This is a genomic window from Cereibacter azotoformans (assembly GCF_021391315.1).
GTDB classification, from domain to species: domain Bacteria; phylum Pseudomonadota; class Alphaproteobacteria; order Rhodobacterales; family Rhodobacteraceae; genus Cereibacter_A; species Cereibacter_A azotoformans.
Map to the genome: position 1 here is coordinate 2,027,785 of NZ_CP090021.1, position 17,685 is coordinate 2,045,469.

The 17,685-nt window shown below is 69.9% G+C and carries 19 protein-coding genes and 1 tRNA gene; 11 read left to right on the plus strand and 9 right to left on the minus strand.

Features of this window, described 5'->3' with window-relative positions; all coding sequences use genetic code 11:
- Nucleotides 1–2 precede the first annotated feature (2 nt).
- From hisB to LV780_RS10175, 5 genes are all read left to right on the plus strand, one after another.
- The gene (hisB, locus tag LV780_RS10155; protein WP_108220364.1) at nucleotides 3–590 is read left to right on the plus strand and encodes an imidazoleglycerol-phosphate dehydratase HisB; all 588 of its coding nucleotides are present in this window, start codon (nucleotides 3–5) and stop codon (nucleotides 588–590) included.
- Entirely contained in the window at nucleotides 590–1,228 is a 639-nt protein-coding gene (hisH, locus tag LV780_RS10160; protein WP_011909211.1) for an imidazole glycerol phosphate synthase subunit HisH, read from the plus strand. The genes hisB and hisH overlap by 1 nt, the downstream gene beginning before the upstream one ends.
- Nucleotides 1,229–1,385: 157 nt before the next feature.
- Nucleotides 1,386–2,105: a 1-(5-phosphoribosyl)-5-[(5-phosphoribosylamino)methylideneamino]imidazole-4-carboxamide isomerase gene (gene hisA, locus LV780_RS10165; RefSeq protein WP_108220363.1), complete on the plus strand. Its 720-nt coding sequence runs from the start codon at nucleotides 1,386–1,388 to the stop codon at nucleotides 2,103–2,105.
- Between the two features lie 141 nt (nucleotides 2,106–2,246).
- Nucleotides 2,247–3,008: an imidazole glycerol phosphate synthase subunit HisF gene (hisF, locus tag LV780_RS10170; RefSeq protein ID WP_011909213.1), complete on the plus strand. Its 762-nt coding sequence runs from the start codon at nucleotides 2,247–2,249 to the stop codon at nucleotides 3,006–3,008.
- Nucleotides 3,005–3,316, plus strand: a complete 312-nt coding sequence (locus LV780_RS10175; protein WP_011909214.1) for a phosphoribosyl-ATP diphosphatase — start codon at nucleotides 3,005–3,007, stop codon at nucleotides 3,314–3,316. The genes hisF and LV780_RS10175 overlap by 4 nt, the downstream gene beginning before the upstream one ends.
- 118 nt (nucleotides 3,317–3,434) lie before the next feature.
- Here the strand turns inward: LV780_RS10175 and LV780_RS10180 are convergent, their stop codons facing one another.
- Both LV780_RS10180 and rlmB read right to left on the minus strand, forming a co-directional pair.
- Nucleotides 3,435–3,851: a CoA-binding protein gene (locus tag LV780_RS10180; protein WP_101340946.1), complete on the minus strand. Its 417-nt coding sequence runs from the start codon at nucleotides 3,849–3,851 to the stop codon at nucleotides 3,435–3,437.
- Between the two features lie 191 nt (nucleotides 3,852–4,042).
- Nucleotides 4,043–4,828 (minus strand): 23S rRNA (guanosine(2251)-2'-O)-methyltransferase RlmB, encoded by a 786-nt coding sequence (gene rlmB / locus LV780_RS10185; protein ID WP_101340945.1) that lies wholly within the window; start codon nucleotides 4,826–4,828, stop codon nucleotides 4,043–4,045.
- Nucleotides 4,829–4,947: 119 nt separating this feature from the next.
- Between rlmB and LV780_RS10190 the strand changes: the two genes are divergently transcribed.
- Nucleotides 4,948–5,031, plus strand: a tRNA-Tyr gene (locus LV780_RS10190).
- Between the two features lie 166 nt (nucleotides 5,032–5,197).
- Nucleotides 5,198–5,380 carry a hypothetical protein gene (locus LV780_RS10195; protein WP_101341342.1) on the plus strand — a complete coding sequence of 61 codons (183 nt, stop codon included), beginning with the start codon at nucleotides 5,198–5,200 and terminating at the stop codon, nucleotides 5,378–5,380.
- A 191-nt stretch (nucleotides 5,381–5,571) separates the two neighbouring features.
- On the opposite strand, the gene LV780_RS10200 is transcribed toward LV780_RS10195, so the two are convergent.
- The 3 genes from LV780_RS10200 to LV780_RS10210 are packed head-to-tail and all read right to left on the minus strand — an operon-like array spanning nucleotide 5,572 to nucleotide 8,673.
- Nucleotides 5,572–7,095 carry a DHA2 family efflux MFS transporter permease subunit gene (locus tag LV780_RS10200; protein ID WP_108220362.1) on the minus strand — a complete coding sequence of 508 codons (1,524 nt, stop codon included), beginning with the start codon at nucleotides 7,093–7,095 and terminating at the stop codon, nucleotides 5,572–5,574.
- A 7-nt stretch (nucleotides 7,096–7,102) separates the two neighbouring features.
- A complete protein-coding gene (locus LV780_RS10205; RefSeq protein WP_108220361.1) occupies nucleotides 7,103–8,209 on the minus strand; it encodes an HlyD family secretion protein in 1,107 nt (368 codons plus the stop codon).
- Complete coding sequence (locus LV780_RS10210; RefSeq protein WP_108220360.1) at nucleotides 8,206–8,673, minus strand: MarR family winged helix-turn-helix transcriptional regulator; 468 nt, start codon at nucleotides 8,671–8,673, stop codon at nucleotides 8,206–8,208. The genes LV780_RS10205 and LV780_RS10210 overlap by 4 nt, the downstream gene beginning before the upstream one ends.
- A gap of 133 nt (nucleotides 8,674–8,806) precedes the next feature.
- On the opposite strand from LV780_RS10210, the gene LV780_RS10215 reads away from it, so the two are divergent.
- The 3 genes from LV780_RS10215 to LV780_RS10225 all read left to right on the plus strand — a co-directional run bounded on the left by LV780_RS10215 (nucleotide 8,807) and on the right by LV780_RS10225 (nucleotide 12,564).
- Nucleotides 8,807–9,820 carry a serine hydrolase domain-containing protein gene (locus LV780_RS10215; protein WP_101341338.1) on the plus strand — a complete coding sequence of 338 codons (1,014 nt, stop codon included), beginning with the start codon at nucleotides 8,807–8,809 and terminating at the stop codon, nucleotides 9,818–9,820.
- A gap of 66 nt (nucleotides 9,821–9,886) precedes the next feature.
- On the plus strand, nucleotides 9,887–11,107 hold the full coding sequence (locus tag LV780_RS10220; protein WP_101341337.1) for a putative DNA modification/repair radical SAM protein: 1,221 nt from the start codon (nucleotides 9,887–9,889) through the stop codon (nucleotides 11,105–11,107).
- Entirely contained in the window at nucleotides 11,107–12,564 is a 1,458-nt protein-coding gene (locus tag LV780_RS10225; RefSeq protein ID WP_108220359.1) for a UdgX family uracil-DNA binding protein, read from the plus strand. The genes LV780_RS10220 and LV780_RS10225 overlap by 1 nt, the downstream gene beginning before the upstream one ends.
- Before the next feature lie 29 nt (nucleotides 12,565–12,593).
- Here LV780_RS10225 and LV780_RS10230 read toward each other — a convergent pair whose 3' ends face one another.
- The 4 genes from LV780_RS10230 to LV780_RS10240 all read right to left on the minus strand — a co-directional run bounded on the left by LV780_RS10230 (nucleotide 12,594) and on the right by LV780_RS10240 (nucleotide 16,883).
- The gene (locus LV780_RS10230) at nucleotides 12,594–12,848 is read right to left on the minus strand and encodes a hypothetical protein (RefSeq protein ID WP_108220358.1); all 255 of its coding nucleotides are present in this window, start codon (nucleotides 12,846–12,848) and stop codon (nucleotides 12,594–12,596) included.
- Nucleotides 12,848–12,979, minus strand: coding sequence for a hypothetical protein (locus LV780_RS21935; RefSeq protein ID WP_267964948.1), 132 nt, complete (start codon nucleotides 12,977–12,979; stop codon nucleotides 12,848–12,850). Before LV780_RS21935 ends, LV780_RS10230 begins: the two co-directional genes overlap by 1 nt.
- Before the next feature lie 72 nt (nucleotides 12,980–13,051).
- Complete coding sequence (locus LV780_RS10235) at nucleotides 13,052–13,405, minus strand: response regulator (protein ID WP_044248230.1); 354 nt, start codon at nucleotides 13,403–13,405, stop codon at nucleotides 13,052–13,054.
- Nucleotides 13,386–16,883: a chemotaxis protein CheB gene (locus tag LV780_RS10240; RefSeq protein WP_108220356.1), complete on the minus strand. Its 3,498-nt coding sequence runs from the start codon at nucleotides 16,881–16,883 to the stop codon at nucleotides 13,386–13,388. The genes LV780_RS10235 and LV780_RS10240 overlap by 20 nt, the downstream gene beginning before the upstream one ends.
- Nucleotides 16,884–16,953: 70 nt before the next feature.
- Here LV780_RS10240 and LV780_RS10245 point away from each other — a divergent pair, with 70 nt between their 5' ends.
- Nucleotides 16,954–17,484 carry a PAS domain-containing protein gene (locus LV780_RS10245; protein WP_044248232.1) on the plus strand — a complete coding sequence of 177 codons (531 nt, stop codon included), beginning with the start codon at nucleotides 16,954–16,956 and terminating at the stop codon, nucleotides 17,482–17,484.
- Nucleotides 17,485–17,685 lie beyond the last annotated feature (201 nt).

A 17,685-nucleotide genomic window follows, 5' to 3' on the forward strand; every position in this document is an offset into this window, starting at 1 on the left:
CGATGCGACAGGCCGACATCACCCGCAAGACCGCCGAGACCGCCATCTCGGTGAAGGTCGATCTCGATGGAACCGGGCGCTACGACATCCGCACGGGCGTGGGCTTCTTCGACCACATGATGGACCAGCTTGCCCGGCACTCGCTGATCGACATCACGCTCCGCTGCGAGGGAGACCTGCACATCGACGACCACCACACGGTCGAGGATTGCGGCATCGCACTCGGGCAGGCACTGACGCAGGCGCTGGGCGACAAGCGCGGGATCCGGCGCTACGGCAGCTTCCATCTCGCGATGGACGACGCGCTTGTGCGCTGCGCGCTTGACCTGTCGGGACGGCCCTATCTGGTCTGCAACCTGCCCTTCCCCACCGCCAAGATCGGCAGCTTCGACACCGAGCTGGTGCGCGAGTTCTTCCAGGCGCTCTCGACCCACGGCGGCATCACGCTGCATGTGGACATGATCCACGGGCTGAACAGCCACCACATCGCCGAGGCGGCCTTCAAGGCGGTGGCGCGCAGCTTGCGCGAGGCGGTGGAGCCCGATCCGCGCGCGGCCTCCGCCATTCCCTCGACCAAGGGGATGCTCTGATGCTGACGGTTCTGGTCGATTACGACAGCGGCAACCTCCATTCGGCGGAAAAGGCTTTCCAGCGCATGGCCGTCGAGGTGGGGGCCGGGCAGGTCATCGTCTCGGATCGGCCCGAGGATGTGGCCCGCGCCGACCGGATCGTGCTGCCGGGCGACGGCGCCTTTCCGGCCTGCCGCCGCGCGTTGGGCAGCTATGGCGGTCTCTCCGAGGCCATCGAGGAGGCCGTGACGCGCCGCGCGCGCCCCTTCCTCGGCATCTGCATCGGGATGCAGATGATGGCGAGCCGCGGCCTCGAATATGAGGAAACGCCCGGATTCGGCTGGATCGAGGGCGAGGTGGTTCGGATCGCGCCCTCCGATCCGCATCTCAAGGTGCCGCACATGGGCTGGAACGACCTGACGGTGGACCATCCCCACCCGGTGCTGGCCGGGATCGAGACGGGCGATCACGCCTATTTCGTCCACTCCTACCATTTCCGCGTGGCGCACGATCACGACCGGCTGGCGCATGCGGATTACGGCGAGGCCATCACCGCCATCGTGGGCCGCGAGACGATGGTGGGCACACAGTTCCATCCCGAAAAGAGCCAGAAGACCGGCCTGCGGCTCATCGCCAACTTCCTGAGCTGGAAGCCCTGAGAACAGGACGGGATCCCGCAGGCAGGCAGGCCCGCGGCAGCCCATGCGGCCGAGGATCGCGGCCGCGCGCCCCGTGCGGCCGGCCTCGTGCGGGGTCCTTGGCATCACGGGTCCGCCGTGCCAGAAGCCGCCTCACAGAGACAGACCGGAGAGCGCCATGATCCTCTATCCCGCCATCGACCTCAAGGACGGCCAGTGCGTGCGCCTCTTGCGCGGCGAGATGGAGGCGGCGACGGTCTTCGGCGACGATCCGGCCGCCCAGGCGGCGGCCTTCGAGGCCGCGGGCTGCGAATGGCTGCATCTCGTCGATCTGAACGGCGCCTTCGCGGGTCATCCGGTGAATGGCGCCGCCGTCGAGGCGATCCTCGCCCGACTGACGGTGCCCGCCCAGCTCGGCGGCGGCATCCGTGACATGAAGACCATCGCCCTGTGGCTCGAGAAGGGTCTCGCGCGGGTGATCCTCGGAACCGTCGCGGTCGAGAATCCGGCCCTCGTGCGCGAGGCCGCCCGCGCCTTCCCCGGCCGGGTCGCGGTCGGCATCGACGCTCGCAAGGGCCGCGTCGCCACCAAGGGCTGGGCAACCGAGACCGACGTGACGGCCACCGACCTCGCGCGCTCCTTCGAGGATGCGGGCGTGGCGGCCCTCATCTACACCGACATCGACCGCGACGGCGCCATGGCCGGGCCCAACATCAAGGCGACCGACGCGCTGGCCCGCGCGGTTTCGATCCCGGTCATCGCCTCGGGCGGTGTCTCCTCGCTCGCCGATCTGGTGGCGCTGCGCGACACCGGCCGCATCGCGGGCGCGATCTCGGGCCGCGCCCTCTACGACGGCGCCCTCGATCTCGCCGAGGCGCTGCGGACGCTGCGCGCCTGATCCGGCGCGCCTTTCATTCTGGCTCAAGTATCCCGGGGGTGAGCCGCAGGGCGGCGAGGGGGCAGAGCCCCCTTCCCCCGGCCCGCCCCAGGCGCTAGGAAGCCCGGGAACGCGGCCGGCCAGGGCTCCAGGAGATCCGCCATGCTCAAGACCCGCATCATCCCCTGCCTCGACGTGGCCGACGGCCGCGTGGTCAAGGGCGTGAACTTCGTCGATCTGCGCGACGCCGGCGACCCGGTCGAGGCCGCGCGCGCCTATGATGCCGCCGGCGCCGACGAACTCTGCTTCCTCGACATCCATGCCACCCACGAGAACCGGGGCACGATGTATGATCTCGTCACCCGCACGGCCGAGCAGTGCTTCATGCCGCTCACCGTGGGCGGCGGGGTGCGCACCCAGCAGGACGTGCGCGCGCTGCTCCTCGCGGGCGCCGACAAGGTCAGCTTCAACTCGGCCGCCGTGGCCGATCCGAACGTGGTGGCCGAGGCGGCCGACCGCTTCGGCAGCCAGTGCATCGTGGTCGCGATCGACGCCAAGACCGTGGCGCCGGGCCGGTGGGAGATCTTCACCCATGGCGGCCGGCGCGCCACCGGCATCGACGCGGTCGAGTTCGCGCAGGATGTGGCGGCGAAGGGCGCGGGCGAGATCCTGCTGACCTCGATGGACCGCGACGGCACCCGCTCGGGCTTCAACCTGCCGCTCACCCGCGCCATCTCGGACGCGGTGCGCATCCCGGTGATCGCGAGCGGCGGCGTCGGCACGCTCGACCATCTGGTCGAAGGCGTCACCGAAGGCGGCGCCTCGGCGGTCCTTGCCGCCTCGATCTTCCACTTCGGCGAATTCACCATCGGCGAGGCCAAGGCGCACATGGCCGCGGCCGGCATCCCCGTGAGGCTCGCATGAGCGTGCTCGAGCGGCTCGCCGCCACCGTCGAGGCCCGCAAGGGCGCCGATCCCGACAGTTCCTGGACGGCCAAGCTCCTGGCCAGGGGGCCCGAGAAATGCGCCGAGAAGTTCGGCGAAGAGGCGGTCGAGGCGATCATCGAGGCGGTGCGCGGCGACCGCGCCCGGCTCGCCTCCGAGGCGGCGGATGTCCTCTACCACCTCCTCGTGATGCTCGCCGCCCGCGACGTGACGCTGGCGGAGGTGATGGCGGAGCTGGAGCGGCGCGAGGGCACATCCGGCATTGCCGAAAAGGCCGGGCGGGGCTGACGCCGGGGCCGTTCGGGGGAAATCCCGCCCGCCGGAGCGCCGCGCGGATCGGTCGGAGCCTCCGGCGGGGATATTTGGGCCAGAATGAAAGCGGCGCGCGACGCCTCGGGGCGCGGGCTCAGAGGCCGAGGCGCGGGATCTCGATGGCGGGGCAGCGGTTCTCCACCACGGCCACGCCGCGCGCGCGGGCCTGGGTTGCGGCATCGGCGTTCGACACGCCGAGCTGCATCCAGACCGTGCGCAGGTCGGGCAGGCTTGCAAGGGCGGCCGCGACCACCTCGGGCACATGTTCCGAGCGGCGGAAGATGTCCACCATGTCCACCCGTTCTCCGGCGAGGTCGGCGAGCCCGGCCCGGACCGTCTCTCCCAGCGCCTCGCGACCGGCCTGGCCCGGATTGACGGGAATGACCCGGTACCCCTGCTTCCTGAGGAAGGCCGCCACCCGATGGCTCGGCCGCTCGGGGTTGGGCGACCAGCCCACAAGTGCTATGGTCCGGGTCGAGGTCAGGATCTGGCGCAGCGCGTCATCGGTCATGAGAACCCTCCGTCAAAGAAGGCGCCCTCGCAAACAGGCGCCTTGGCAAAAAAAAGCGCCCTGGCCATTCGGCCGGGCGCCAGTGCGGAACGAGGGACAGTGAAGGTAGAACGGGGGTTCCGGCCCCGTTCCTCCTGTAACATGGGGGCCACAAGGCCGAAGAAAAGTGGCGGTCGCGTATCCGTGATGATTTATCGGCTTGCGGCCGCATAGAGTGCCACCGCGGCCGCGTTCGAGACATTGAGCGAGCCGAAGCCTCCGGCGGCGGGGATGCGCACCAGGACATCGCAGGTGTCGCGGGTCTTGTCGCGCAAGCCCGGCCCCTCGGCCCCGAGCACGAGCCCCACCGGCCGCTTGCCGGCAATCGCAAGCCCTTCGGCCAGCGTGGCGGGCGCTTCCGAGTCGAGCCCGAGCAGCATGTAGCCCATCGCCTTCAGCCTCTCCATGGTCTCGGCCAGGTTGCCGACCCTCAGATAGGGTTGCCGTTCGAGCGCGCCGCTGGCCGTCTTGGCCAGCGCCCCGGTTTCCGGGGCGGAGTGGCGGTGCGGCGCGACGACCGCCCGGGCGCCGAAGACCTCGGCCGAACGCAGCACGGCGCCGACGTTGTGCGGGTCGGTCACGCGGTCGAGCAGCACGACGAGCGGCTCGCCCTCGCCCGAGGCGGCCAGGTCCTCGAGGCTGCCCCAGTCGAGCGGCCTGACCTCGAGCGCGGCGCCCTGGTGCACCGAGCCCTCGTCGATCGGCGCCGAGAACTTGCGGGGATCCACGATCTCGGGCTCGATCCCCCCGGCCGCGACGGCCTCGCCCAGCCGGTCGGCCGCGTTCTTCGTCAGCACCAGACGCAGCTTCTCCCGGCTCGGATTGATGAGGGCGTCGCGCACTGCATGGATCCCGAAGAGCCAGACGGTTTCCTGCGCGGTCGTGCGCCGCGCGCGCTCCTTCTCGATCACCCAGGCGGGCTTGACGGGTTTCGGCATCGGGAACTCCTGAAAAACGGGGGGCAGAATGATCCTTGCGACCACGCGGCGCAAGCCGAAAGAAATGCGTCGATGGGCCCTTGACCCTCTGCTGACCCTCGGATAATCACGCCGCCAGTGGGCGACGTGCTGCAAGGTGCGGCAGCGGACTGTAACTCCGCCGAGGCGACTCATGCCTGGTTCGATTCCAGGGTCGCCCACCATCCTCCTGACATTGAACGCGTCGGATCGCCTTCGGGCGCGTTGGCAGATGACGGCCGGGACCGGGCTTTTTGCCGCATGATCCGCGGGCGGAGGGCCATTTCGCCGCGTTGAACGGCCCTGCCTGCGGGCAAAACATGGTGCCAGTGAAATCGGTGGAGACACCTGTTGCCAGACGCACCCGACCGCACGGGGCCCGTGCACGCCCATCCGCAGCACAGGCACCACAGCCCGGCCGAGCCGCCCTCCGACTTCCGCTCGCGGTTGGCGATCGGCGCGCACGCCGTCCTGATCTCTCTTGCGGGGGGCGCCGTGACGGCCCTGCTCTCGGGCACGCTCCGGGCTTTCTGAGGCACAGGGGAGGGCGGCTGGCCGCGGACCCGTCTCCGGGTCAAAGCGCCGCAAGGCCCGACCCTTGCGGCCGGCCGGCGGATGCTTATGTCGGTTTGCGACGGCCCTTTCGCGTGTCCCTTCCGCACCGAGGGCTTTGGCCGCGGGCGACCTCCCCATTGCGCCCGCGGCCCTTTATCTTCCGCGTCCCGTCAGTCCGCATGCGCCGTCACCGGCGCCCCGCCCGCCTGCGGCTTTCGCAACAGAAGCGCGAGCGGAAGCGCCGCGAGCGTGATCAGCATCATCAGGCGGAAGTCGTCGACATAGCCGATCATCGTCGCCTGCTGCGTCACGAGCTGGTCCATCACCGCCAGCGGCTGCACCGCGCCCTGCGCCGCCTCGGGCGAGATCCGCCAGAGCTGCGGGTTGTAGGGCGAGACATGCGCGCCCAGCTCGGCGTGGTTGATCTGGCTGTTGTGGGTCAGCATCACCGTCACCATCGAGATCCCCACCGACGAGCCGATGTTGCGCACGAGGCTGAAGAGGCTTGTGGCGTCCGCCCGGAAGCGGGGCGCGATGGTGGCGAAGGCCACGGTCGAGAGCGGCACGAAGACGAGGCCGAGGCCCAGCCCCTGCACGACGCCCGACAGGATGATGGGCGTGCTGTCCATCTGCGGGCTGAAGCCCGTCATCATGTCCAGCGAGAGGGCCGTGAGCGCGAGACCCGCCGTCACCATCAGCCGCGCATCGACATGGCGCAGGACACGCCCTGCGATCAGCATCGAGATCATCGTGCCCACTCCGCGCGGGGCCATCACGAGCCCCGTGGTGATCACCGGATAACCGAAGATGTGCGACAGCATCGGCGGCAGGAGCGCGAGGCTTGCCAGCAGGATGATTCCCACCACGAAGATGAAGACGAGGCCGGTGGCGAAGTTGCGGTCGGCGAACATTGCGGGCTCGAGGAAGGGTTTCTCGGCGCCGAGAATGTGGATCACGAAGATCCAGAAGCCGGTGATCATCAGGAACAGGTAGATCCAGATCTCGAGGGCGGCGAACCACTCCACCTCGGCCCCCCGGTCAAGCATGAGCTGCAGTGCGCCGAGCGCAATCGCAAGCATGGCAAAGCCGAAGAAGTCGAAGCGGCGCACGACCCGCTCGGCCCTCGGCAGCCAGGCGGCGCAGCCGAGAAAGGCCACGATCCCCACGGGCAGGTTGATGAAGAAGACCCAGCGCCAGTCCCAGCTCTCGGTCAGCCAGCCGCCGAGCGTGGGCCCGATGATCGGCCCCACCATGATCCCCGCGCCCCAGAGCGCCATCGCCTGCCCCGCCTTCTCGCGCGGGTTGATGTCGAGAAGGAACGTCTGCGACAAGGGCACGATGGCCGCGCCGAAGACGCCCTGCAGCAGGCGGAACCCCACCATCGAGGGCAGGCTCCAGGCCAGGCCGCAGGCCATCGAGGCCAGCGTGAAGCCCACGATCGAGACGAGGAACAGCTCGCGCTTGCCGATGCGGTCGGCGAGCCAGCCCGTGACCGGCGTCATGATGGCGGCAGCCACGATGTAAGAGGTGAGCACCCAGTTGATCGTGTCGGCCGAGGCGTCGAGGTCCCCCGTCATCGAGGGCAGCGCCACGTTCGCGATCGTCGTGTCGAGCACCTGCATGATCGTGGCGAGCATGATCACGAGGGTGATCAGCCCGCGGTGCTCCACGGGCTGTTTCAGGGCATGGGTCATGGCAACCTCAGTCGGCGGTGGCGGCGAAGCTCGCGAGCCCCGGGATGTGGCGCACGCGGCCGGTATCGACCGACACCTCGGCCGAGAGGCCCGAGGCGAGGCCCGCCAGCTCGGCCCCCTCCTCGAACCGCAGGCGAACGGGAACCCGCTGGGTCACCTTGACCCAGTTGCCGGTCGCGTTCTGCGCCGGCAGCAGCGAGAACTCCGAGCCGGTGCCCGCGCCCACGGATTCGACCGTCGCCTCGTAGGGCCGGTCGGGGCGCAGGTCGAAGGTCACCTCGGCCTTCTGGCCGGGCGCGATGCCCGCCAGCTGCGTCTCCTTGAAGTTGGCGTCGATCCAGACATCCTGCGTCTCGACCAGCGCGAAGAGCGACTGGCCCGCCGTCACCATCTGCCCCGGCTTGAACGACGCCGCGCGGTAGATCACACCATCGGCGGGCGCGCGCACCTCGGTCAGCGAGAGCTGGTAGGCGGCCTCGTCGCGAGCCGCCAGCGCCGAGCGCACCGACGGGTGATCGTCCACCGGGCCGTCGGCCACGCCACCCAGGGCCGCCAGCGCGCTCGCCGTGGCCTGCCGCGCGACGACGAGCAGTTCGGCCGCGCGTTGCGCCTCGTGGCGGGCATCGTCGAGCGCGGTCGTCGCGGACACGCCCTTCGTCGAAAGCGCCTGCTGGCGCACAAGTTCGTTGGCAAGGTAGGCCGCATCGTCGGCGGCCAGATTCTCCTGCGCCACGGCCTGCGCATGGGCCACCTTCAGCTGCTCGACCTGCAGCCGGGCCGCGGCGACGGCGGCCTCGGCCTTGGCCAGCGCGAGGCGGCGCGGCTCGGGGTCGATCACGAACAGGATGTCGCCCTTCTGCACGGGCCGGTTGTCGGCAACCGACACCTCCGTCACGCGGCCCGAGACTTCGGACGCGATCGCCACCACCGCCTGATGCAGATAGGCGTTGTCGGTCGTCTCGTAGCGGCCGCCGGTGATCCACCAGGCGCCGGCGCCGCCAAGGAGCGCGGCCGGCAGGGCCGCCATCAGCAGGATGCGGCGCGCCCGGCGGGGCTTCGGCTCGGTCACCACCGGGGTTGCGCGGAGAGAGTCGGAAGAGGTCTGGGCGTTCATCGGCTGGCCTTGATGCAGGGATGGCGGTCCTCCGCCTCCGCGTCGTGGAGATTGATGACGATGGTCCGCAGCATCGCGGCCAGTTCGCCGCGGCGCTCGGCGGGAATGCCTTCGAGAGCCTCGTCATAGACCTCGTCGGCGATGGTCTGGATGCCCGCATAGGCGGCCAGCGTCTTTTCCGTCGGCGCCACGAGGCGGGCCCGCCGATCGCAGGGGTCGGGCTCGCGGCGCACCCATCCGCCCTGCTCCATCCGGTCGATCAGGCGCGAGACGCTGATCGGCTCGATGTCGAGCAGATCCGCGAGCCGGGCCTGCGTCGCCCGAGGCTCGCGCGAAAGCTGCGCCAGAAGCCGCCATTGCGCCGTCGAAAGGCCGAGGTGGCTCGTGCGGCTTTCAAAGCGCTTGCGGACGGCGCGGGTCGCGTCGTGCAGCAGGAGTCCCAATCTGTCCGTGTCCTTTTTCATGTGCCTCGGATATAATAAGCCTGCTTATCATTCAAGCCGCCGCTGCTGCGCGCGCGAAATCGTGAGGGGAAGGCGCGGTTGATGCGGACCCCGCGGGGCCCATGTCGCGCAGGGAGCCCTCAGGACCGTCCGCATGACCCTCTCCCGCCGCCTGTTCCTCGCCGCCGGAGCATCGCTTGCCCTGCCCACCTCGATCCGCGCGCAGGCGCCGCGGCGGCCCCGGCTGTCGCGCACGCTGGCCGCCGCCAGCCGGCACGACCAGCTGCGCGCGCTGGTGATCGCGCAGGGCGGCGAGACGCTGCTGGCCGAGGCCGTGCGCGGCCCCGCCCCGGACCGGGCGGTGAATGTGAAGTCGGTCTCGAAGACCATCGTGGCCGCGGTGCTGGGCGCCGCACTCGACCGCGGGGTGGTGCCGGGGATCGGGACCACCATCGGAGAGGTTGCGCCCCGGCTGATCCCGCCCGGCGCCGATCCGCGCGTCCGCGATCTTGCGCTCGAGGATCTGGTGACGATGCGGGCGGGGCTCGAGCGCACGTCGGGCGGCAATTACGGCGCCTGGGTCTCCAGCCGGAACTGGGTGTCCTACGCGCTCTCGCGGCCGATGGTGGCGGACCCCGGCGGGCGGATGCTCTATTCGACCGGCAGCTTCCATGTGCTGGGCGCCGTGCTGGCCGAGGCCAGCGGGCAAAGTCTGCTCGCCATGACGCGCGAGTGGCTGGGCCGCCCGCTCGGGGTGGACATCCCCGCCTGGACGCGCGATCCGCAGGGATATTATCTTGGCGGGAACGAGATGGCGCTGTCGCCGCTCGCCCTGCTGCGCTTCGGCGAGATGGTCCGGCGGGGCGGCCGGCACGACGGCGCGCAGGTGCTCTCGGAAGACTGGGTGCGGCGCTCGCTGCAGGCGAGGACGCGGTCGCCCTTCTCGGGCCTGGGCTACGGCTATGGTTGGTTCATCGGCCGCGCGGGCAACGAGCGGATCGCGCTGGCCCGCGGCTACGGAGGCCAGCTCGTGTGCCTGTTGCCGGATCTCGAGGCGACGATGGTCGTCACCTCGGACGCCACCCAGCCCGCCCGCAGCGGGGGCTACTTCGGCGATCTCATGCGGCTGATCGGCGAGGTGGCCGTGCCCGAATTGCGCAGCGCCTGAGTCACGTTTCGGTCAGCCACGGCGCCGGCGCTTGATCACGCGCACGCAGGAACATATTAAGAACACATGAAGCGTGACCTGGCCCGCAAGCTGGCGATCCTGTCGGACGCCGCCAAATACGACGCCTCCTGCGCCTCGAGCGGGGGCGAGCGGCGCGATTCGAAGGACGGCAAGGGCCTCGGCTCGGCGGGCGGCACCGGCATCTGCCACGCCTATGCGCCCGACGGTCGCTGCATCAGCCTGCTCAAGATCCTGATGACGAACTTCTGCATCTTCGACTGCGCCTATTGCGTCAACCGCGCCTCGTCGCGGGTCGAGCGCGCGCGCTTTTCGGTCGAGGAGGTGGTGACGCTCACGATCGAGTTCTACCGGCGCAACTATATCGAGGGGCTGTTCCTGTCGTCGGGCATCATCCGCTCACCCGACGAGACGATGGGCGACATGGTGCGCATCGCCCGTACGCTCCGCGAGCGTGAGAACTTTCGCGGCTACATCCACCTCAAGACCATCCCCGATGCCGCGCCCGAGCTGATCGAGCAGGCGGGGCTTTACGCCGACCGGCTCTCGATCAATGTCGAACTGCCGACCGAGGCCGGCCTCAGCCGCCTCGCGCCCGAAAAGTCCGCGCTGGGGATCCGCAAGGCGATGGCCGACGTGCGGCTGAAGCGGGAAGCCGCGCGCGAGCCGAGCTTTCGGGGCCGCAGGCCCTCGCGCTTTGCGCCCGCCGGGCAATCCACCCAGATGATCGTGGGCGCGGACGGGGCGGACGATGCCGCCATCCTCGGCAATGCCTCGACGCTTTATGCGAACTACGGGCTCAGCCGCGTCTATTACTCGGCCTTCTCCCCGATCCCGGACGCGTCCAAGGCGCTGCCGCTGGTGCGCCCGCCGCTTCTGCGCGAGCACCGGCTGTATCAGGCGGACTGGCTGCTGCGGTTCTACGGCTTTGCGGTGGACGAGATCGCGCAAGGGGGGATGCTCGATCTCGAGGTCGATCCCAAGCTTGCCTGGGCGCTGGCGCACCGGGCGGCCTTTCCCGTCGATGTGAACCGCGCCTCGCGTGAGATGCTGCTGCGGGTGCCGGGCTTCGGCACCAAGACCGTGGGCCGGATTCTCGCCGCGCGGGCGCACGGGGCGGTGCGCTACGAACATCTTCCGGCGATGGGCGCGGTGCTCAAGCACGCGCGGCCCTTCATCGTGGCCCCCGGATGGCGGCCTCAGGGGCTGGACGATGCCAGCCTGCGCGCCCGTTTCGTCGCGCCGCCGGAACAGCTGAGCCTGTTCTGATGCCCGAGGTGGTCCTGCCGCGGCTGGGAACGGTGGCCGCCTGGCGCACCGAGGCGCGGCGGCTGGCGCGCGCCGGCATCCCGGCCGAGGCCGTCGTCTGGCGCATCGGCGCGGGAGAGCCCGACCTTTTCGCAAGCGAGCCCGCCCGCGCCTCGGCGCCGCCGCGCGAGATCCGCCTGCCGCGCGAGGCGGTGGAGGTGATCGAGACCGCGCTCTGCCACGCGGACCCCGAGCGCTTTGCGCGCAGCTACGCGCTTCTGCTGCGGCTGGCGGACGGGTCGGTGCGGTGGGGAGACCGCAGCGACCCGGCCCTGCGCCGGCTGCTTGCGCAGGAAAAGACCGTCCGGCGCGAGATCCACAAGATGCACGCCTTCGTGCGGTTCCGCGAATTGCCCGCGACCGGCACCCGCCGCACCTTCGCCGCCTGGTTCGAACCCGATCACCCGGTCGAGGAGGCCGCAGCCCCCTTCTTCACCCGCCGCTTCGGGGACATGGACTGGGCCATCGTCACCCCAGAGGTGACGTCGCGCTTCGTGAACGGCACGCTGGAACATGTGCTGACCGAGGACCGCACGCCGCCGCCGCCCGATGGAACGGAAGACCTCTGGCGCACTTACTACGCCAACATCTTCAACCCCGCCCGGCTGATGGTGAAGGCGATGCAGTCCGAGATGCCGAAGCGTTACTGGAAGAACCTGCCCGAGGCCGGCCTGATCCCCGACCTGATCCGGGGCGCGGCCGGGCGTGCCGCGGCGATGCAGGCGGCCGCACCGACCGAACCGCCCGCCCGCACCGCCGCCATGGCGCGACGGAGAGAGGCGGCGGCCGAAGGCTCTGCCCGCAGGGCCGGCGCGGGAGAGCCCGCGGCCCTTCCGCAGGCGAAGGCCGAAGCCGAGGCGTGCCGGCGCTGCGGGCTCTGGGCCCATGCGACGCAGGTCGTCTTCGGTGAAGGGCCGCCCCGTGCGCGGATGATGATGGTGGGCGAGCAGCCGGGGGACCGCGAGGATCTGGCCGGCCGGCCGTTCGTGGGGCCCGCGGGGCAGCTCCTTGACGAAGAGGCCACCGCCGCCGGGCTCGACCGCTCGACGCTCTATGTCACCAACGCGGTCAAGCACTTCAAGTTCTCGCCGCGGGGCAAGCGCCGCATCCACCAGAAGCCCGACGCGGGCGAAGTCACCGCCTGCCGCTGGTGGCTGGATCTCGAGCGCGATCTCGTGCGGCCGCGGCTCATCGTGGCGATGGGCGCCACGGCGCTGGCCTCGCTGACCGGGACGGGCGCCGGCATCCTCAGGCGGCGCGGAACGGTGGAACGACTCGAAGACGGGACGCCGGTCTTCGTGACGGTCCATCCCTCCTACATCCTGCGCCTGCCCGACGCCGCGGCCCAGACGGAGGAGCGTCGCCGCTTCCGTGCGGATCTGGCCGCGGCCCATGCCCTGCTTGGCACGCTGGACTGACGCGCGCCAGATTCCGGTCCTTCCGGGGCTCAGACTTCGGGGGCGTCCGGCTTGGGAACCGTGCTCTCGACCCGCTCGACGCGGGATTCGTCCCACTGCGGATCCGTGCGCTTGATCCGGCGCGAGATGACGTATCCCGCCGGCCAGGACAGCACGATGCCCACCACGGCGCCGATCGCGATCGGCAGCCAGCCATACCAGCCGAAGGTGAAGAACAGGATCACGAGACCGCCGGTGATGACCGCGCCGGTCATCAGGGTCAGGATGATGCTCAGTCGGTCCATCAGCGGCTCCGGCGGCGGACCGCCACAGGCACGGTGGCGCGCTTCGGGCTGCGGACAAGGGCCAGCGCCGCGAGGATCAGGCTCGCAGCCGCGGCGAATGCAAGGGTCAGGGCGAGGGTCTCGCTGGACATGGGCTTCATCCTCCGATGCGACGGGAGCACCCGCCTTTGAAGGACAACGCCCGCAGGCAGCGACAGTTCCCGTCAGCCCTCGGCGGCGCCGGCCGCCTGGCTGAGGGCCCGTTCCAGCGCGCTGGGGGTGACGGGCTTCTCGATCACCGTGGCGCGCGGGTCCGCGGGCAGGCTGGAGCTGGCGTAGCCCGTGGCAAAGACCACCGGCACCCCCTCGCCCAGAAGCCGGCTGCCCAGGTCGAACGAGGTCCGCCCGTGGCTCAGGTTCACGTCCAGCAGCGCGATGTCGGGGCGGGCGTCGGCCACGAACCGTTCGGCCGCGGGCAACGAATAGGCCATGTCGATCTGCTCGAACCCCATCTCCCGCAGGGTCTCCACCGTTTCCATCGCGATGATGGCTTCATCTTCAAGGTAGAGGATCCGCATGGCGGAGGGGGTCCATGTCACTGTCGTAGTCCACTTCGGTTGCTGCATTCCAGGGCACGGCCACAACGAGGCGCAGTCCGGCCGGTTCCCAGTGGCTGTCGATGCTGCCGTTGAAGGAGCCCTCTACCATGGAGCGCATGAGCTGGGTGCCGAATCCCTCTCGCGAGGGCGCATTAACTGCCGGACCGCCGCTCTCCTGCCACACCAGCCGGAACTCCTCGCCCTCGCCCTCGTCCACGCGCGACCAGCGGACGGACACCTTGCCCTCGGGGCGGGCGAAGGCACCGTATTTCGAGGCGTTGGTCGCAAGCTCGTGGATGACCATCCCGAGGCTCAGCGTGGCGCGGGCGTTGAGCCGCATGTCGGGCCCGCGCAGCATCACCCGCTCTTCGCCATAGACGTTCAGAAGCTCGAGCGCGAGGATGTCGCGCAGCGCGGTCGAGGCCCAGTTCTCGGCCGTCAGCAGGTTGTGCGTGTTGGCCAGCGCGCGGATGCGCTGCGCCAGCGTCTCGAGGATCTCCTGCGGGTCGCCCTGCTCGCGCCGCGCGCGGTTCACCAGCGCGATCACGTTCGACAGCATGTTCTTCACCCGGTGCTGCAGCTCGCGCATGATGCGGCGCAGGTCGGCCTGCAACTCGAGCAGGCGGGTGACGTCGGTCACGTTGAACCCCACGGCGCGCACCCCGTCGGACCGATGGACGGGATACCAGTCCACCTCCCAGACCCGCGCCACGCCCGGTTCGGCCGGCGTCGTGCCGCGCACCATCTGCCGCAGCACCGGCTCGCCCGTGTCGAACACCTTGCGGACCGACGCCACCATCCGCCCCGCGATCTCGGGATGCACCTCCGAAATCGAGCGGCCGACGATCGCATCGGCCGGCAGGCCGCTGAACTCGGCCATCTTCGGGTTCGCCCGCAGGTAGCGGAAGTCGCGGTCCACAAGGCCCATCGCGCCGGGACTGCCGAGGTAGAGTTCCTCGATCTCCTCGGCGCTGGCGCGGGCCTCGGCCGAGGCCCGTTCGGCCGCCCGCGCGTAGCGGGCAACCGCGGTCACGTCGAACACCGAGAAGACCACCCCGCCCCGGTCGCCCGAGGCGTTGCGGTAGGGCGCGAACCGCACGATCACCTCGGCCTCGCCATCCGACGAGGCCAGCCGCACCTCTTCGGGCGCGCCGCCGTCGGCGATGCGCCGGCTCACCTCGGCCACCACGCCCATGTCGAGCCGCGCACGAATGTCGGTGATCTCGCGTCCGCGGTCCTGATCCACGAAGCGGAACCAGCTGGCCGCCTCGGGGGTGAAGCTGCGCAGCCTGAGGTCGCGATCAAGAAAGACGGTCGCGATCTGGGTCGAGGACATGAAGTTGGCAAGGTCCGCGTTGGCCTCGGCCAGCTCCATCAGCTTGGTCTGCAACTCCTCGTTGGTGGTCGAAAGCTCCTCGTTCGCCGACTGGAGCTCCTCGTTCATCGACATCATTTCCTCGTTCGAGCTTTTCAGCTCCTCGTTCGAGGTCTCGAGTTCCTCCACCGTGGTGCGCACCATCCGGCGCGCCTCTTCCAGCTCGTCCTCGAGCTGGCTTACATAGGCTTCGTCGAGCACGATCCGGTTCTCGGGCTCGGGCACGGCGGCCGTGGCGCCGAAGGTGACGAGGCGAGAGCCGTCCGGCAGCGTCTCGACCCCGATCAGCACATCCCGCGCGCCCGAGGGGTCGGCAAACGCGACCCGCGTCTGCCGGTAGCCGCCCCCCGCGATCGCCCCCGCCGTCAGCAGCCGTTTCACCGGCTGCTCAAGCTCGGGCAGGATCAACGACCGGATGCCCAGCGAGGTGTTCCCCGGATTGAGCCGCACGAAGGACTCGGCGCCGGGCCCCACGCGCGTCACCTCATCCTGCGGGCCGATCAGCAGGAAGGCGGGCACATGACGCGCCAGCAGCGCCTCGGCGGCCGAATAGGGAATGCCGAACACCTGCTCGGGCAAGACCTCGTGCGAGGGCTCTGTCCCCGTCGAGATGCCACGGAAGCGTCGGGGCAGATCGAGCGAGCGCGCAGCGCCCTCGTTGCGGCGGTAGATGCGGTGTTCGGGCACCACGTCGAGGAAGGGCTCGCCCTCGGCCCTGGCCGTCTCCGAGGGGCCAAGCATCAGGAACCCGCCCGGCTGCAGCGCATAGTGAAAGACGCGCTGCGCCAGTTCCTGAAGCTCGTGATCGAAATAGATCAGCAGGTTGCGGCAGGTCACGAGGTCGAGCCGCGAGAACGGCGGGTCCTTCACCAGGCTCTGCGAGGAAAAGCGCACCGCATCGCGCAACTCGCCCCGCACCTCGAAGCCGTTCCGCGTCGGCGTGAAATAGCGTTCGAGGAACTCGGGCGGCACCTCGGCCGCGATGGAGTTGGGATAATGCCCCCGACGCGCGACGGCCAGCGCCTCCTCGTCGATGTCCGTGCCGAAGACGCACAGCCGCGCCCGCACGTCGAGCCGCGCCATGGCATCCGCCACGATCATCGCCACGGTGTAGGCCTCCTGTCCCGTCGAGCAGCCGGGCACCCAGATCCGCACCTCGTCGCCACGGTCCTTGCTCTCGAGGATGGCCGGCACGGCGACCCGCGCCAGCGACTCGAAGGCGGCCGGATCGCGGAAGAAGCTCGTGACGTTGATCAGCAGGTCGCGGAAGAGACGGTCGGCCTCGCTGCGGTTCTGGACCAGCTCGCGCAGGTAGTCGCCCGGTTCCTCCAGCCCCAGGACCGACATGCGCAGCGTGATCCGCCGCAGCAGCGTGCCGCTCTTGTAGCCCGCGAAATCATGGCCGGTCCGGTAGCGGACGTTGCGGACCACCTTCTCGATGAACTCGGCGTCGCTCTCGATGGTGGGGGCGATCCCCGAGGCGCGGTCGTGAAAGTCGCGCAGGATGCTGATCATCTCGCCCGCCGGCAGCACCAGATCGACGGCGCCCGTGGCGATCGCCGCGCGCGGCATCCCGTCATAGCGCGCGTCCCTGGGATCCTGCGCGAAGACAAGGCCCCCCGCCTCCTTGATCGCCCGGACGCCGTTGGCCCCGTCCGATCCGGTCCCCGACAGGATCACGCCCGCCGCATTCGCCCCGTGCTCGCGGGCGAGCGCCTGAAGGAAATCATCGATCGGACGGCGAAGGCCGCGCGGGGATTCGAACTCCTCCAGCTTCAGCACCCGGCCCCGGATATCGAGACCGTAGGCCGGCGGGATCAGGTAGATGTTGCCGGCCTCGACCTCCATCCCGTCCGAGATCGACCGCACCGGCAGCCGCGTGCGCTTCGAGAGCAGTTCAGGCAGCAGGCTCTCATGTTCGGGATCGAGATGCTGGACAAGGATCAGGGCAAAGCGGTCCGTGGGACGCAGCGCCCCCAGCAGGCTCTGGAACGCCTCGAGCCCGCCAGCCGAAGCCCCGACCCCGAGGAGGATCAGCTCCTGGTCGGCTCCGGATTCGACTTCGGAGAGCTTTTCCGTCATGCTGTCAACTTTCGTCTGGAACTGCGACAAGCCGACGCATACGCTCCGGCAACGCAAGAGGCGAGAGGACATGGATCAAAAACAGTTCGAGAAGATCCGCGCAGTCTTCGATCGCTCGGGTGTGGCGCTGACGCTCGTGGACATGTCCCTGCCCGAGCAGCCGCTTGTTCTGGCCAACCCGCCCTTCCTGCGCATGACGGGCTATACCGAAGGGCAGATCCTCGGCTTCAACTGCCGTTTCCTGCAACGGGGAGACGAGAATGCGCAGGCCCGCGCCGACATCCGCGACGCGCTGAAGCTGGGGCGCGAGTTGCAGGTGGTGCTGCGCAACTACCGCGCCAATGACGAGCCGTTCGACAACCTGCTCTTCCTGCATCCCGTGGGCGGGCGGCCGGACGCGCCGGACTACTTCCTCGGCTCGCAGTTCGAGCTTGGGCGATCGGGCAATTCCGAGGAGGCCGCCGCGGCCGGCCATGCCGGGGCGCTGACCGGCGAGCTGGCGCGGATTGGGACGGTGGCGGCCCGGCTCGAGATGGACAGCCGCCGGCATCTTGCCCAGGCGGCGGCGGCCCTGGTGCGCGCCTGGGAGCGGCGAGGCTGAGCGACGGCGGGCGCATGCCGCGCGAAATCCGGTGCCGTCGGGGTATTTGCGGTCGATCTCCAAGCCTTTAGCCTCTCGCGGTCAGCCTGACGAACGTCGCACCGCACCGCCGGTTCCGCTGAACACCCCCGAGGCGGAACGCGCGCCCGCTCCCGCCACGGCGGAAGATCGAGATTTTCGCTCGGCGGTGCGGAACCGCGG